Consider the following 13,939-nt stretch of genomic DNA (forward strand, 5'->3'; position numbering starts at 1 on the left):
CGTTTTCGCCGCCTTTTTTTTCACCGGCAATCAGCCGGCAACCGCGTCCCTGCTGGATTTTTGTTGCAGAGCTTCCTTCGTTTCGCATATTATCCGAGCTGCATAATAATAATTATCGTTTACATTCCGCATTTAATGTTTAACCGGACGCGGCTCGCTGCTCCCGCCAATCTTGAAGATAATCATGCAATCTCAGCAACAACAGGACACAACCTTCCGGCTTGATAACGTCAGCTTCACCGTTCCTGGCCGTACGCTGTTACACCCTTTGTCACTGACCTTTCCTGCCGGAAAAGTCACCGGGCTGATCGGCCACAATGGTTCCGGTAAATCGACGCTACTCAAAATGCTTGGCCGCCATCACGCGGCCAGTGAGGGGCAGGTATTACTGAATAATACCGCGGTGGCTGAGTGGAACAGCAAAGCTTTTGCTCGCGAAGTCGCCTATCTGCCTCAACAGCTTCCGGCTGCCGAGGGCATGACGGTGCGTGAACTGGTGGCAATTGGTCGCTATCCCTGGCATGGCGCGTTGGGTCGTTACGGTGTGGAAGATCGTGAACGTGTCGAAGAGGCTATCGCGCTGGTGGGATTAAAACCTTTCGCGCAGCGGCTGGTAGACAGCCTCTCTGGCGGAGAGCGTCAGCGCGCGTGGATCGCCATGCTGGTGGCACAGAACAGCCGCTGCCTGTTGCTGGATGAGCCGACGTCGGCGCTGGATATCGCTCATCAGGTTGATGTGCTGGCGCTGATTCAGCGCTTAAGTCATCAGCGTGGCCTGACGGTGATTGCGGTGCTGCACGATATCAATATGGCGGCGCGCTACTGCGATTACCTGGTGGCGCTGCGTGGCGGTGAAGTCATTGCGCAGGGTGAACCTCAGGCGATTATGCAGGGTGACGTGCTGGAGAAGATTTACGGCATTCCTATGGGCATTCTGCCGCATCCGCAAGGCGGTGCGCCGGTGAGCTTTGTTTACTGATTACAGGATGTTCTGATGCCGGATAAACTTCGCCGCCGTTTATTAACCGCAATGGCGCTCTCCCCTGTATTACTCAATTTACCGGCTCGCGCCGGGCTTCCCGATATCCGACGCGTGGTTGCGCTGGAGTGGCTGCCGGTCGAGCTGATGATGGCGCTCGGCGTACCACCAATGGGCGTGGCGGAAATCCATAATTATCAGCTGTGGGTGGGTAAGCCGGAATTACCGGCCAATACTATCGATCTTGGATTACGCACCGAGCCTAACCTCGAGCTGCTGACGCAGCTTAAACCGTCATTAATTCTCTATTCTCAGGGTTATGGCCCGTCGCCGGATAAACTTGAGCGCATTGCGCCGGGGATAGGTTTCAGTTTCAACGAGGGTGATGGTAAACCGCTGACTTCCGCTCGTCACTCGCTGATAAAGCTGGCAAAGGAGCTGGGTATCGAATCCCGCGGCCATCAGCATCTGGCAGAATTTGATCGCTTTATGCTGCAAATGCGCGCCAGACTGGCTCCTCGGGCCACTAAACCGCTACTGTTGATGTCGATTCTCGACACTCGCCATGCGATTGTGTTTGGCAAAGGCAGCCTGTTTCAGGAAGTGCTTGATGAGCTGGGCATTGAAAATGCCTGGCAAGGCGAAACTAATTTCTGGGGCAGCGCGGTAATTGGGATTGAGCGGCTGGCAACGATTAAAGATGCCGATGCCATCTGTTTCGACCACGGCAACGACCTGATGATGGAGCAAGTCACCTCGACCGCGCTGTGGCGCTCTTTACCGTTTGTTCGCCAGCAGCGTTTTAAGCGGGTACCGGCGGTGTGGTTCTATGGCGCAACGCTGACTGCTCAGCATTTCTGTCATACCCTCGACAGTGCGCTGGAGGCGTCATGACATCACGCAAATTGTTCCCGGTTACGCTGCTGGCGGGCCTGTTTATTCTCACGCTGGTGTTAACTCTATATAACCTCGCCAGCCATCTGCCGATGGCGCAATGGCGGATGGCGCTGCGCCAGCCGGATATCGATAACCTCGATCAGATGCTGTTTCATTACAGCCTGCTGCCGAGGCTGGCAATCTCGTTGCTGGTTGGTGCAGGGCTTGGACTGGCCGGTTTGCTGTTCCAGCAGGTATTGCGTAATCCACTGGCAGAACCGACGACTCTCGGCGTGGCCTCCGGAGCGCAGCTGGGGATTACCGTTGTTACATTGTGGAGCTTGCCGGGTGGGTTGTTAACGCAGCAAATGGCCGCAATGGGCGGTGCGATTCTGATCGGGCTGGTGGTGTTCGGTATTGCGTGGGGCAAGCGTCTGTCACCGGTCACGCTGATTCTCGCCGGGCTGGTGATGAGTCTGTACTGTGGTGCGGTCAATCAGATCATCGCCATCTTCAATCATGATCAACTGCAAAATATGTTTTTGTGGGGCACCGGTGCATTAAATCAACAGGACTGGAGCAACGTCATCACGCTGTGGCCAAGATTGCTGCTTGCCTTTGCGCTGGCGCTTCTGCTGCTGCGCCCGATGACGCTGATGGGTCTGGATGACGGCGTAGCGAAAAATCTCGGTCTGGCATTGTCTCTGGCGCGGTTAGCCGCGCTGCTGCTGGCGATTCTGCTTAGCGCTCAGCTGGTAAATACGGTAGGGATTGTTGGATTTATCGGCCTGTTTGCGCCACTGCTGGCGCGGATGCTGGGTGCGCGCCGTCTGATTAGCCGTCTGCTGTTGGCACCGTTGATTGGTGCGCTGCTGTTGTGGCTGGCGGATCAAAGCGTCAGCTGGCTGACCGATGTCTGGCGTGAGGTTTCGACCGGTACCGCTACGGCGGTGATTGGTGCGCCGTTGTTGCTGTGGCTACTGCCACGGTTGCGTACCGGCTCGGTGCCGCCGGCAATGAATCAGGGCGATAATGTCCCTGTCGAGCGTCAGCAAGTGCTGTGGTGGGCACTGGCAGGCGTCGGCCTGCTGCTGCTGTTGATTGCCGTGGCGCTGTCGTTCGGGCGTGATGCCTGGGGCTGGGTATGGGCCAGTGGCGATCTCTGGCAGCAATTACAGCCGTGGCGCGCACCGCGCGTGGGCGCAGCACTGGCTGCCGGGATGATGCTTGGCGTGGCGGGCTGCGTGATTCAGCGACTGACCGGTAATCCCATGGCCAGCCCGGAGGTTTTAGGCATCAGTTCCGGTGCCGCCTTTGGCGTGGTGATGATGCTGTTTCTGGTGCCGGGCGATGCTTTTGGCTGGTTACTGCCTGCCGGCAGCATTGGTGCTGCGGTGACCCTGATGATCATTATGCTGGCTGCAGGGCGCGGGGGATTCTCTCCGGAGCGTATGCTGTTGGCGGGAATGGCGCTAAGCACCGCCTTTACCATGCTGCTGATGCTGTTGCTGGCCAGTGGCGATCCTCGCATGGCTAGCCTGCTGACGTGGATTTCCGGTTCGACTTACCAGGTCGATGGCCCTCAGGCGTTGCGGACTGGGGTGATTGCCGTGATATTGATTGCGCTGGCACCGTTAGCCACGCGCTGGCTGACTATTCTGCCGTTGGGGGGCGCGACAGCGCGTGCGGTCGGCATGGCATTAACGCCTTCGCGTCTGGCTTTATTACTGCTGGCGGCGGCGCTGACGGCGGCGGCAACGCTGACCATCGGCCCGCTGAGCTTTGTTGGCCTGATGGCCCCGCACATGGCACGAATGCTGGGTTTCCGTCGCGCGCTGCCGCAGCTGGTGATCACTGCGCTGTTAGGGGGAATACTCATGGTCTTTGCTGACTGGTGCGGACGGATGATGTCATTCCCGGATCAAATTCCGGCCGGGCTGTTGGCGACCTTCTTTGGCGCGCCTTACTTTGTTTATCTGCTGCGTAAGAGCCGCTAGATGGAGGTAGCGAAAACGGCTGCCCTCCCAATGGTTCGCGGAGTGTCAATCTTCAGCTAAGGCGACGAAAACGCCGCCTTAGCTGAAACACGGTAATGGACGATAACGCCGACCAGAATTACAGCTTAGCGAAGCTCCGCTGCGCAGCATCAATGGTATGCTGGATATCTTCTTCACTGTGAGCCAGTGACATAAAGCCGGCTTCAAATGCTGAAGGCGCGAGGTAAACGCCTTCTTCCAGCATCAGATGGAAGAATTTTTTAAAGCGCTCAACGTCGCATCGGGTGACATCCTGATAGCTGGTAACCGTTTCGGCATCGGTAAAGAACAGACCAAACATCCCACCTACGTGATTAACCACCAACGGAATATTTTCTGCTTTCGCGGCGGCCAGCAGACCGTCGGCCAGCTGGGTGGTCAGCGCGGTCAGCTTTTGATGCGTGCCGGGTTTGGCAATTTCACTCAGGCAGGCAAAGCCCGCAGCCATGGCGATTGGGTTTCCGGACAGCGTGCCTGCCTGGTAAACCGGACCTGTTGGTGCCAGCGCATCCATCACTTCACGACGGCCACCAAATGCGCCGACCGGCATACCGCCGCCGATGATTTTACCGAGGCAGGTCAGATCCGGCTTAACGCCATAATGTGCCTGTGCACCCGCCAGCGCCACGCGGAAACCGGTCATCACTTCATCAATAATCAGCAGCGCGCCGAACTCATCGCAAAGCGCACGCAGGCCAGGCAGGAAATCTGCCTGTGGCGGAATGCAGTTCATATTGCCGGCGACCGGCTCGACGATAATACAGGCAATATCCTGCGGATATTGTTCAAATGCCGCGCGTACCGAAGCGAGATCGTTATAGGTGCAGGTCAGGGTATGCTTAGCGAAATCAGCCGGTACGCCCGGAGAGTTAGGCTGGCCGAGAGTCAGCGCGCCGGAGCCCGCTTTGACTAACAGGCAGTCGGCGTGACCGTGATAGCAACCTTCGAATTTGATAATTTTATCGCGATGGGTGAAACCGCGTGCCAGACGAATGGCGCTCATGGTCGCTTCAGTGCCGGAGTTCACCATGCGTACCATATCCATGGTTGGCACCAGCTTACACACCAGCTCGGCCATTTTTACTTCCATCTCGGTCGGTGCGCCGAAGCTCAGGCCGCGTTCGGCCGCTTCGATAACCGCCTCGCGAATTGCCGGATGGTTATGACCCAGTACCATCGGTCCCCAGGATCCTACGTAGTCGACATAGGCTTTACCATCAGCATCATAAAGGTAAGCGCCGTTCGCTCGCTCGATGAAAAGCGGTACGCCGCCGACACCGGTGAATGCGCGCACCGGAGAGTTAACCCCACCGGGAATTAACTTTTGTGCCTGGGCATACAGGTTTTCAGACTTACTCATGGATCGGCTCCTGGATCGTACGTTAGAAAAAATCATTACCATTCTAAGGGAACATGGCGATCCGTTGAAAGGCAAGTCGCACGATTGATGTCATTGCTGATGATTTTGTTGTCTGAGCACAGAGTGCCAATACTTGATTGCGATACCAGGCTATTAGATAATAACAAAAGCTATGGTCAACGATATCTTTGGGTAGAATGACCTGACAGGCATCAGCCTGAACGCATTACTGGAGTATTTAAATGAGCGACGATGTAGCAGTACTGCCTCTGCAATTTACTGATGCAGCAGCCAGCAAGGTGAAAAACCTGATTTCCGATGAAGATAACCCGGACCTGAAACTGCGTGTGTATATTACCGGCGGTGGATGCAGCGGTTTCCAGTATGGTTTTACCTTCGATGATAAAATCAATGATGGTGATATGACCATTGAGAAGTCTGGTGTGTCGCTGGTGGTTGACCCGATGAGCCTGCAATACCTGGTTGGTGGCTCGGTTGACTACACCGAAGGCCTGGAAGGCTCACGTTTTATTGTGACCAACCCTAACGCTAAAACCACCTGCGGCTGTGGTTCATCTTTCAGTATCTAAGCTGAAAAAAAAAGGGCGAATAATGCTTCGCCCTTTCTGCTTACCATTCCACGGTGATCAGCCGTTGTTCCTGCTGAGTTTTCGCATCCTTGCTTAACACGCTTTCGCTCACCTTAGGTTGTGCCGATGCACGTTGTCCGCAATCAATTTGCGGCCGGGTTTGACTATCACTGGCAGGGCTGTTCACCTGGCAAGGTGAAGCGATGGTTAACCGTACGCCAATACTGCCACTGGTGGTGGCGGCACTGAGTGTGTTAACCATCAACATGCCGGTGGCCAGAATAATGGCCTTCATGTTACTGAGTTTCCTGATGTATATGGCGCGCAAACACGCACCTGAAAGCGTCAGGAGATAACAACATCTCTTAACGGTACTGATTTAATAACGGCAGGTTTTGCTGTTTCTTTAGCCGGATTTTCCGGTCTTAACCGAACAGCTTTTTAATGTTGCAATGCTGCGCAGAGCTGCTCAGCAGCAAGGATTATACGCGGACCCGCGCGGCTGAACCAGTCATCATCTAATGCGATAACCGGAACGGCAAGTTGGGGCTGCCAGAATTGCGCTACCGCCGCGCTGCTTTTGGCATTGCCAGCGATCACTATAGCTTGCGGATGGCGCATCAGCACTTGCTCGCGACTGACCTGTGGCCAGGGTACTTTACTGTCGGCAAAAATATTGTTACCGCCGCACAGCTGCAAAATTTGGTTTTGTAATGTTGCCTGTGACGCAGTAAACAGCGGTTGCAGGCCAAACTGTAAAAATACCGTTTTCTGCTGTGGCTGTGGCTGCGGATAGCGTTGGCGCAGTGCAGTAAAGCGCGCCTGCAGCTGGTCGGCATGCTGTTGTGCCTGCTGCGGATCACTGCTCCACGGTGCCAGCTGCCGGATGGCCGCGATCACCGCCTCGATGGTTTGCGGATCCAGCCAGACGATGTTGATCCCTAAAGCCTGCAGCTGGGCAATCTGCCGCTGCGGATTGCCGCCGCGCCATGCCAGCACCACATCCGGCTTAAGCGCCAGAATGCGCTCAATGTTGATTCCCTGCCAGTTGGCAACCTGCTCAATCTGACGTGCCTCGACGGGATAATCGGAGTATGCACTGACGGCCACCGGCGTAATACCGGCAGCAAAAGCCAGCTCGGTGAGATGTGGAGCCAGCGTAATAACCCGGGGAGCGGTTGCTGCCAATACTGCAACAGGCAGCATCAGCAGCATCAGCAGGGTGATAATCCGCTTAGCCACGCAGATTATTCAGCAGGGTTTCTACCATCAGTGAAGACTGTTGTGCAGCCACCACCAGGAATTCATCAAAGCTCAGATGAGATTCCTGATCGGCTACGTCTGAAATGGCGCGGATCACCACAAACGGCGTGTTGAATTGATGGCACACATGGCCGATAGCCGTTGCTTCCATTTCCACCGCAATGGCCTGCGGGAATGTGCTGCGAATGCGCGCCAGCGGTTCGGCACCATTAATAAAGGCATCACCACTGACGACCAGCCCACGCACCGCGTTTAGATTCAGCTCGGCGATGCAGCTTTCAGCAGCGGCAATCAGTTTCTCATCGGCGGTAAAGGCTGCCGGGCAACCAGCCATCTGACCAAACTCGTAGCCGAAAGCGGTGACGTCAGCATCGTGATAGCGCACTTCGTCAGAAACTACGATGTCGCCAACTTTCAGCGTCGGTGCCAGACCGCCAGCGGAGCCGGTATTGATGACGAAGTCAGGTTTACACAGCTCAAGCAGCAGAGCGGTGCCCATCGCGGCCGACACTTTGCCGATGCCAGATTTCAGCAGCGCCACTTCAACGCCATTCAGTGTGCCGGTATAGATCTCACAACCAGCCAGCGTCAGCGTTTGACGGTTCTCAATCTTGTCACGCAGCAAGGTAACTTCCTGCTCCATTGCCCCAATGATGCCTGCTTTCATAGTGATACTCGCTAATATGGTGGAATTAATCGCTTAAACTGATGCATAGTTTAACATGGTTGGATTCAATGTATTCACGCATCAGGTGAGGGGATTTATGGCAGAGATTAATTTCAGGAAGAAAATCAGTTTTCAGCGGCCATACAATAACCATGACGAACCGGTGGGTGAATATAATATTACCCGCCACTTTGAAAGCGATCGTGGGCGGATTATTAACTCTGCCGCTATTCGCCGCTTGCAGCAGAAAACCCAGGTGTTTCCGCTGGAACGTAATGCTGCCGTGCGTTCGCGCCTGACGCATTCGCTGGAAGTTCAGCAGACCGGGCGCTATATCGCCAAAGAGATTATTGAGACGCTGAAATTGAGCGGTGGGCTGGAGAAATATGGTTTAGCCGATTTTGCCGGGGCGTTTGAGAGTCTGGTTGAGATGTCCTGTCTGCTGCATGACGTGGGTAATCCACCGTTTGGCCATTTTGGTGAATCGGCGATAAACGACTGGTTTGACGATAATTTACCCGCTGAGCTGGTCGATGCGCAGGTTGCAGGCGTATTCAGTGATGAGCAAATGAAAGCATTTAGCCAGCTGAATGGCATCATCCGTCAGGATCTCTGCCATTTCGAAGGTAATGCGCAGGCTATCCGGCTGGTGCACACGCTGCTGCAACTGAATCTTACTTATTCTCAGGTCGCCTGTATTTTAAAATATACCGCTCCCGCCTGGTGGCAGGGCGATAAGCCGGCTGAATTTACCACACTGATGAAAAAGCCCGGCTTTTATCTGTCGGAGCAGGATTATATTGCCGAGCTGCGAGCCGCTACGCAAATTGATGAACACCATCGGTTTCCGCTGACTTATATAATGGAAGCCGCTGACGATATCTCTTATTGCATTGCCGATTTGGATGATGCGGTGGAAAAAGATATCTTTAATGTCGACGCGCTGTATGAATATCTTGAACAGGCGTGGGGTAAAGCAAAACCCGATGATGCTTTTAGCCGAACGGTGGGTTATGCATGGGCGTCGGCAAATGGCAACGGGCGTTTTCGCAGTCAGAGCGATCAGTTTTTTATGTCGTTACGCGTCAGCGTGCAGAATGTATTAGTCAGCTATGCGGTTAAACGCTTTATTGAAAACCTTGAGGCTATCTTTGCCGGAAACTTTAATCATGCATTGTTAGAGGATGACGGTGAAGAAGGGCGACTGCTGGCAATTTTCAAAGCGGTAGCCCGCAAGCATGTATTTAATCATTCGGAAGTGGAACAACTGGAGTTGCAGGGATATCGGGTGATGAAGGGCCTGCTGGATATCTATAAGCCCTTGCTGGAGCTGAACTACGAAGATTTTACCACGCTGGTGAATGACGACTTTCTTAAAGGCCGCCCGATTGAAACGCGCTTGTTTCATAAACTTTCCGGAAAGCACCGAAAAGCCTACCAGCAAAAAATGCGCACTATCACGGTGGAACATAACTATCAGCGGCTGTTATGGGAACGTTATTATCGCGCCCGCCTGATGCAGGATTATATTAGTGGTATGACCGATCTGTATGCGTGGGATGAATATCGTCGACTGATGGCGGTGGAATAAGGCTGGGCTGACGAGTTTTGTAAAGATGAGGAATAAATATTTACCATTTCCAAACACTTAAACATGAACTTCGCGCTAAAAAATAAATCTTATCACCGTGACCACAGCAATGGTCTGCATCATTGTCAGAGACGAGAACAAGATAAATGAAAAAAACAACCTTAGCATTAAGCGCGTTGGCTCTGAGCCTGAGTATGGCGATGAGTCCGGTAACCGCTTCGGCCGCTGAAACGGCCTCTTCCTCCACTCAGCAATTGCCAAGCCTGGCACCAATGCTGGAAAAAGTCATGCCTTCGGTCGTCAGCATTAATGTTGAAGGTGTGACAACCGTGCGTACCCCGCGTATGCCACAGCAATTCCAGCAGTTCTTTGGCGGGAACTCACCGTTTTGCCAGGACGGTTCACCTTTCCAGGGTTCACCTATGTGTCAGGATGGTGGACAAAATGGCCAGGGCGGGCAGAGTGGTGGCAACGCACAGCAAGAGAAATTCCGCTCACTTGGCTCCGGCGTAGTCATTGACGCAGCGAAAGGCTATGTGGTGACCAACAATCACGTAGTGGATAACGCGACTAAAATTCAGGTGCAAATCAGTGACGGGCGCAAATATGAAGCCAAAGTGATCGGTAAAGATCCGCGTTCGGATATCGCGCTGATTCAACTGCAGGACTTTAAAAACCTGACGGCAATCAAAATGGCGGACTCCGACGACCTGCGGGTTGGCGATTATACCGTGGCGATTGGTAACCCGTACGGTCTGGGTGAAACCGTGACTTCCGGTATCGTGTCGGCGCTGGGTCGTAGCGGCCTGAATGTCGAAAACTACGAGAACTTTATCCAGACCGATGCGGCGATCAACCGGGGTAACTCCGGCGGTGCGCTGGTTAATCTGAACGGTGAGCTGATCGGAATTAATACCGCGATCCTTGCGCCGGACGGCGGCAATATCGGTATTGGGTTTGCCATCCCAAGTAATATGGTGAAAAACCTGACGTCTCAGATGGTGGAATATGGCCAGGTGAAACGTGGTGAGCTGGGCATTCTCGGCACCGAACTGAACTCTGAGCTGGCGAAAGCGATGAAAGTTGACGCTCAGCGTGGTGCCTTCGTCAGCCAGGTAATGCCAAATTCATCCGCAGCCAAAGCCGGTATTAAAGCGGGTGATGTGATTGTTTCATTAAATAAAAAACCAATCTCCAGCTTCTCGGCGCTGCGTGCGCAGGTCGGTACGCTGCCGGTCGGTTCAAAAATGGAACTTGGCATACTGCGTGATGGCAAAACGGTAACGGTGAATGTTGAACTGCAGCAGAGTACGCAGACTAAAGTTGATTCCGGCACTATTTATACCGGTATTGAAGGGGCGGACCTGAGCAATGTCGAAGGTGATGGTCATAAAGGCGTTAAAGTTGACAGCGTGAAGCCGGGTACTGCGGCAGCGCGCGTTGGCCTGAAAAAGGATGATGTGATCCTTGGCGTTAATCAGCAGGCGGTAGCCAATCTGGGTGAATTACGTAAGATCCTTGACAGCAAGCCTTCGGTACTGGCGCTGAATATTCAGCGTGGTGATGCTTCTATCTATCTGGTTATGCAGTAAACCCTGTTCGTGCCGGTGCCTTGTGCACCGGCACGATCTTTCTGCTCTTATTCCCCGCTTTTTCTGCCTCATTTGTGATACCCACCGCAATTTTCGCAACTGCTGCCCTGCTCTGTGCATCTGCACAATGTTTCGCGCCATTCTCCCGGCTATGCTGATTATCCCTATGCTTTGCAGGAGTGTTTGATGGCCACCTATCATCTGGATGCACGTCTGGCCCAGGAGATCGTTGCACGCACCATGAAAATTATTGACAGCAATGTCAATGTGATGGATGCACGCGGTCGTATCGTCGGCAGCGGCGATCGTGAACGCATTGGGGAAATGCACGAGGGAGCCTTGCTGGCGCTCTCGCAGGCGCGAGTGGTGGACATCGATGATGCAGTGGCGAAACATCTGCATGGCGTACGGCCGGGAATTAACCTGCCGCTGCGCATCGACGGCGACATTGTCGGGGTGATCGGCCTGACCGGCGATCCGCAGGCGTTACGTCACTATGGTGAACTGGTTTGTATGACCGCAGAGATGATGCTGGAGCAAGCACGCTTACTGCATATGCTGGCTCAGGACAGCCGCCTGCGTGAAGAGCTGGTGCTTAATCTGATACGCAGTGAGACCCTGTCGCCAGCCCTGATGGACTGGGCACAGCGGTTGGGGATTGACCTTCAGCAGCCGCGCGTGGTGGCGGTGGTAGAAGTTGACAGCGGCCAGCTCGGCGTCGATAGCGCGATGTCCGAGTTACAGCAGCTCCAAACGCTGCTGACCACGCCGGAGCGCGATAATCTGATTGCGATTGTCTCACTCACCGAAATGGTGGTACTGAAACCGGCGCTGAATGCCCACGGCCGCTACGACCAGGAAGATCACCGGCGGCGGGTTGAGCAGCTGTTGTCACGTATGAAAGAGAGTGGTCATTTGCGCATCCGCATCGCATTAGGTAACTATTTTACCGGTGAGGGCAGCATTGCGCGATCGTACCGTACGGCACACACCACGATGTTAGTGGGTAAACAACGGATGCCCGATCAGCGCAGCTATTTCTATCAGGATCTGGTGCTGCCGGTGCTGCTGGATAGTTTGCGCGGTGGCTGGCAGGCCAACGAACTGTCGCGTCCACTGGCGAGATTAAAAACGCTGGATAATAACGGCCTGCTGCGCCGCACGCTGATTTCCTGGTTCAGCCATAACGTGCAGCCATCGGCTACGGCAAAAGCGCTGTTTATCCACCGAAATACGCTGGAGTATCGTCTGAATCGTATATCAGAGCTGACCGGGCTGAATCTGAGTAACTTTGATGACCGGCTGCTGCTGTATGTGGCGCTGCAACTGGATGAGCAGCCGTAACCGGGGGCGATTACGGCATGAAACGGGCAGAGAGAATTCCGCCCGCGGAGCAAATCAACGACCGTTACGGGTAAGCTTTTCGAGGTCAGATTCGATCTCGGTGATCTTGTTTGAGACCACACTTTCCAGATGACGCAGATCGTCAAGGATCTTACGTTTCAGATCGACTTCAACCTGGTCACGCTGACAAATCTGATCGAGCTCGTCGATCACATAACGCAGGTTAGGGCTGATTTCCATAATTTCTTTGTAGCCCTGGCCCAGGCTGTCACCGACCACTGCTTTACGCTGACGCGGATATTTAAACTTCACGCTCTTGGCGAAAAACTCACCTTTGTCTTTACGGAAATAGATTTTCAGGATGTCGTTATTGGCTTCCTGACGCAGGCTGTAACGGTCAATATCTTCAGGGTTGGCGATGCCCAGACTTTTCAAATTATCATACATAACAATAGTTTCCTTTATAAGTTGGTGTCGATCCGGCTGCGCGTCGTGAATACTGCGTTGTGCAGTGCTCGCAATCCTCATGGACTTCAGTCCACTGCGGTTGCTGCGCGCTTACGCTTTGTCTTCACTTAGCTCATTCGTCTCGTACTCATGCGATCAATATAGTCGTAATGGTCGAAACGGCAGAAACAGTTATCGAAAGAGTGGTCATTAACTGGCGCGGATTATCGCTTGAAATGTGAGCAAGATCACCTGTTAATTCATCACGCGAAACAGGTTTTGAGACGGGGAAGTGTAAAGATAAGATTACGGACCACGGCGGTGGTCCGTAACAGTCAAACTTAGTCGATGGTGCGCAGCAGTTCGTTGATGCCGGTTTTGCCAAGCGTTTTCGCGTCGACTTTCTTGACGATCACCGCACAGTACAGGCTGTAGCGGCCGTCTTTCGATGGCAGGTTACCGGAAACAACCACGGAACCAGCGGGTACGCGACCATAATGCACTTCGCCAGTTTCGCGATCGTAGATTTTGGTGCTCTGGCCGATGTAGACGCCCATTGAGATCACCGAGCCTTCTTCAACAATCACACCTTCAACGATTTCAGAGCGCGCGCCGATAAAGCAGTTATCTTCGATGATGGTTGGGTTAGCCTGCAATGGCTCCAGTACACCACCGATGCCCACGCCGCCGGACAGGTGAACGTTTTTACCGATCTGCGCGCAAGAGCCAACGGTTGCCCAGGTATCTACCATTGAGCCTTCATCAACATATGCGCCGATGTTGACATAAGAAGGCATCAGTACGGTGTTACGCGCGATAAATGCGCCCTGACGCACCGCAGCAGGCGGCACGACACGGAAGCCTTCTTTTTTGAAGCGGGCATCGTCGTAGTCAGCAAATTTCATCGGTACTTTGTCGTAAAAACGGCTTTCAGCGCCATCAATCACCTGATTGTCATTGATGCGGAACGACAGCAGTACCGCTTTCTTCAGCCACTGGTGCGTAACCCACTGACCGTCGATTTTTTCAGCAACGCGCAGCGCACCGCTGTCCAGCAGGCTGATAACCTGATTGACGGCTTCGCGAGTGGCGGTATCAGCGTTAGCTGGCGTAATGTCGGCACGGCGCTCGAACGCCGCTTCAATAACACTCTGTAATTGTTGCATTAAGTTACTTTTCCTGTATCAATTAATT

The 13,939-nt window shown here is 53.7% G+C and carries 13 protein-coding genes; 7 read left to right on the top strand and 6 right to left on the bottom strand.

Going from position 1 to position 13,939, the window contains the following annotated elements; translation table 11 throughout:
• Positions 1 to 184: 184 nt before the first annotated feature.
• From fhuC to fhuB, 3 genes are read left to right on the top strand one after another with little or no spacing between them, the layout of a single operon-like run.
• Positions 185 to 979, top strand: coding sequence for a Fe3+-hydroxamate ABC transporter ATP-binding protein FhuC (gene fhuC / locus RIN69_RS04470; protein WP_313855836.1), 795 nt, complete (start codon positions 185 to 187; stop codon positions 977 to 979).
• A gap of 15 nt (positions 980 to 994) precedes the next feature.
• Entirely contained in the window at positions 995 to 1,873 is an 879-nt protein-coding gene (gene fhuD / locus RIN69_RS04475; RefSeq protein WP_313855837.1) for a Fe(3+)-hydroxamate ABC transporter substrate-binding protein FhuD, read from the top strand.
• Entirely contained in the window at positions 1,870 to 3,852 is a 1,983-nt protein-coding gene (gene fhuB, locus RIN69_RS04480; protein WP_313855838.1) for a Fe(3+)-hydroxamate ABC transporter permease FhuB, read from the top strand. Before fhuD ends, fhuB begins: the two co-directional genes overlap by 4 nt.
• Positions 3,853 to 3,970: 118 nt before the next feature.
• On the opposite strand, the gene hemL is transcribed toward fhuB, so the two are convergent.
• A complete protein-coding gene (gene hemL, locus RIN69_RS04485) occupies positions 3,971 to 5,251 on the bottom strand; it encodes a glutamate-1-semialdehyde 2,1-aminomutase (RefSeq protein WP_313855839.1) in 1,281 nt (426 codons plus the stop codon).
• Positions 5,252 to 5,493: 242 nt separating this feature from the next.
• Between hemL and erpA the strand changes: the two genes are divergently transcribed.
• Positions 5,494 to 5,841 carry an iron-sulfur cluster insertion protein ErpA gene (gene erpA, locus RIN69_RS04490; protein ID WP_313855841.1) on the top strand — a complete coding sequence of 116 codons (348 nt, stop codon included), beginning with the start codon at positions 5,494 to 5,496 and terminating at the stop codon, positions 5,839 to 5,841.
• Positions 5,842 to 5,881: 40 nt separating this feature from the next.
• Here erpA and RIN69_RS04495 read toward each other — a convergent pair whose 3' ends face one another.
• From RIN69_RS04495 to mtnN, 3 genes are all read right to left on the bottom strand, one after another.
• On the bottom strand, positions 5,882 to 6,136 hold the full coding sequence (locus RIN69_RS04495; RefSeq protein ID WP_313855842.1) for a hypothetical protein: 255 nt from the start codon (positions 6,134 to 6,136) through the stop codon (positions 5,882 to 5,884).
• A 146-nt stretch (positions 6,137 to 6,282) separates the two neighbouring features.
• Positions 6,283 to 7,083, bottom strand: a complete 801-nt coding sequence (btuF, locus tag RIN69_RS04500) for a vitamin B12 ABC transporter substrate-binding protein BtuF (protein ID WP_313855844.1) — start codon at positions 7,081 to 7,083, stop codon at positions 6,283 to 6,285.
• Positions 7,076 to 7,771, bottom strand: a complete 696-nt coding sequence (gene mtnN / locus RIN69_RS04505) for a 5'-methylthioadenosine/S-adenosylhomocysteine nucleosidase (RefSeq protein ID WP_313855845.1) — start codon at positions 7,769 to 7,771, stop codon at positions 7,076 to 7,078. The genes btuF and mtnN overlap by 8 nt, the downstream gene beginning before the upstream one ends.
• A gap of 97 nt (positions 7,772 to 7,868) precedes the next feature.
• On the opposite strand from mtnN, the gene dgt reads away from it, so the two are divergent.
• The 3 genes from dgt to RIN69_RS04520 all read left to right on the top strand — a co-directional run bounded on the left by dgt (position 7,869) and on the right by RIN69_RS04520 (position 12,298).
• Positions 7,869 to 9,362 (top strand): dGTPase, encoded by a 1,494-nt coding sequence (dgt, locus tag RIN69_RS04510; RefSeq protein ID WP_313855847.1) that lies wholly within the window; start codon positions 7,869 to 7,871, stop codon positions 9,360 to 9,362.
• 146 nt (positions 9,363 to 9,508) lie between these two features.
• Positions 9,509 to 10,954, top strand: a complete 1,446-nt coding sequence (gene degP, locus RIN69_RS04515) for a serine endoprotease DegP (protein ID WP_313855849.1) — start codon at positions 9,509 to 9,511, stop codon at positions 10,952 to 10,954.
• A 186-nt stretch (positions 10,955 to 11,140) separates the two neighbouring features.
• On the top strand, positions 11,141 to 12,298 hold the full coding sequence (locus tag RIN69_RS04520) for a CdaR family transcriptional regulator (protein WP_313855851.1): 1,158 nt from the start codon (positions 11,141 to 11,143) through the stop codon (positions 12,296 to 12,298).
• 54 nt (positions 12,299 to 12,352) lie between these two features.
• Here the strand turns inward: RIN69_RS04520 and RIN69_RS04525 are convergent, their stop codons facing one another.
• Positions 12,353 to 12,745, bottom strand: a complete 393-nt coding sequence (locus RIN69_RS04525; protein WP_313855852.1) for a DUF3461 family protein — start codon at positions 12,743 to 12,745, stop codon at positions 12,353 to 12,355.
• 341 nt (positions 12,746 to 13,086) lie between these two features.
• The gene (dapD, locus tag RIN69_RS04530; RefSeq protein ID WP_313855854.1) at positions 13,087 to 13,911 is read right to left on the bottom strand and encodes a 2,3,4,5-tetrahydropyridine-2,6-dicarboxylate N-succinyltransferase; all 825 of its coding nucleotides are present in this window, start codon (positions 13,909 to 13,911) and stop codon (positions 13,087 to 13,089) included.
• Positions 13,912 to 13,939: the final 28 nt, after the last annotated feature.

Origin of the sequence: Winslowiella toletana (assembly GCF_032164335.1) — a bacterium.
Taxonomy (GTDB): domain Bacteria; phylum Pseudomonadota; class Gammaproteobacteria; order Enterobacterales; family Enterobacteriaceae; genus Erwinia; species Erwinia toletana_A.

What these genes read in the sequence shown, in the direction of transcription:
- fhuC (WP_313855836.1), top strand. Translation starts at nt 185, where the DNA reads ATGCAATCTCAGCAACAACAGGACACAACCTTCCGGCTTGATAACGTC.
- fhuD (WP_313855837.1), top strand. Translation starts at nt 995, where the DNA reads ATGCCGGATAAACTTCGCCGCCGTTTATTAACCGCAATGGCGCTCTCC.
- fhuB (WP_313855838.1), top strand. Translation starts at nt 1,870, where the DNA reads ATGACATCACGCAAATTGTTCCCGGTTACGCTGCTGGCGGGCCTGTTT.
- hemL (WP_313855839.1), bottom strand. Translation starts at nt 5,251, where the DNA reads ATGAGTAAGTCTGAAAACCTGTATGCCCAGGCACAAAAGTTAATTCCC.
- erpA (WP_313855841.1), top strand. Translation starts at nt 5,494, where the DNA reads ATGAGCGACGATGTAGCAGTACTGCCTCTGCAATTTACTGATGCAGCA.
- RIN69_RS04495 (WP_313855842.1), bottom strand. Translation starts at nt 6,136, where the DNA reads ATGAAGGCCATTATTCTGGCCACCGGCATGTTGATGGTTAACACACTC.
- mtnN (WP_313855845.1), bottom strand. Translation starts at nt 7,771, where the DNA reads ATGAAAGCAGGCATCATTGGGGCAATGGAGCAGGAAGTTACCTTGCTG.
- dgt (WP_313855847.1), top strand. Translation starts at nt 7,869, where the DNA reads ATGGCAGAGATTAATTTCAGGAAGAAAATCAGTTTTCAGCGGCCATAC.
- degP (WP_313855849.1), top strand. Translation starts at nt 9,509, where the DNA reads ATGAAAAAAACAACCTTAGCATTAAGCGCGTTGGCTCTGAGCCTGAGT.
- RIN69_RS04520 (WP_313855851.1), top strand. Translation starts at nt 11,141, where the DNA reads ATGGCCACCTATCATCTGGATGCACGTCTGGCCCAGGAGATCGTTGCA.
- RIN69_RS04525 (WP_313855852.1), bottom strand. Translation starts at nt 12,745, where the DNA reads ATGTATGATAATTTGAAAAGTCTGGGCATCGCCAACCCTGAAGATATT.
- dapD (WP_313855854.1), bottom strand. Translation starts at nt 13,911, where the DNA reads ATGCAACAATTACAGAGTGTTATTGAAGCGGCGTTCGAGCGCCGTGCC.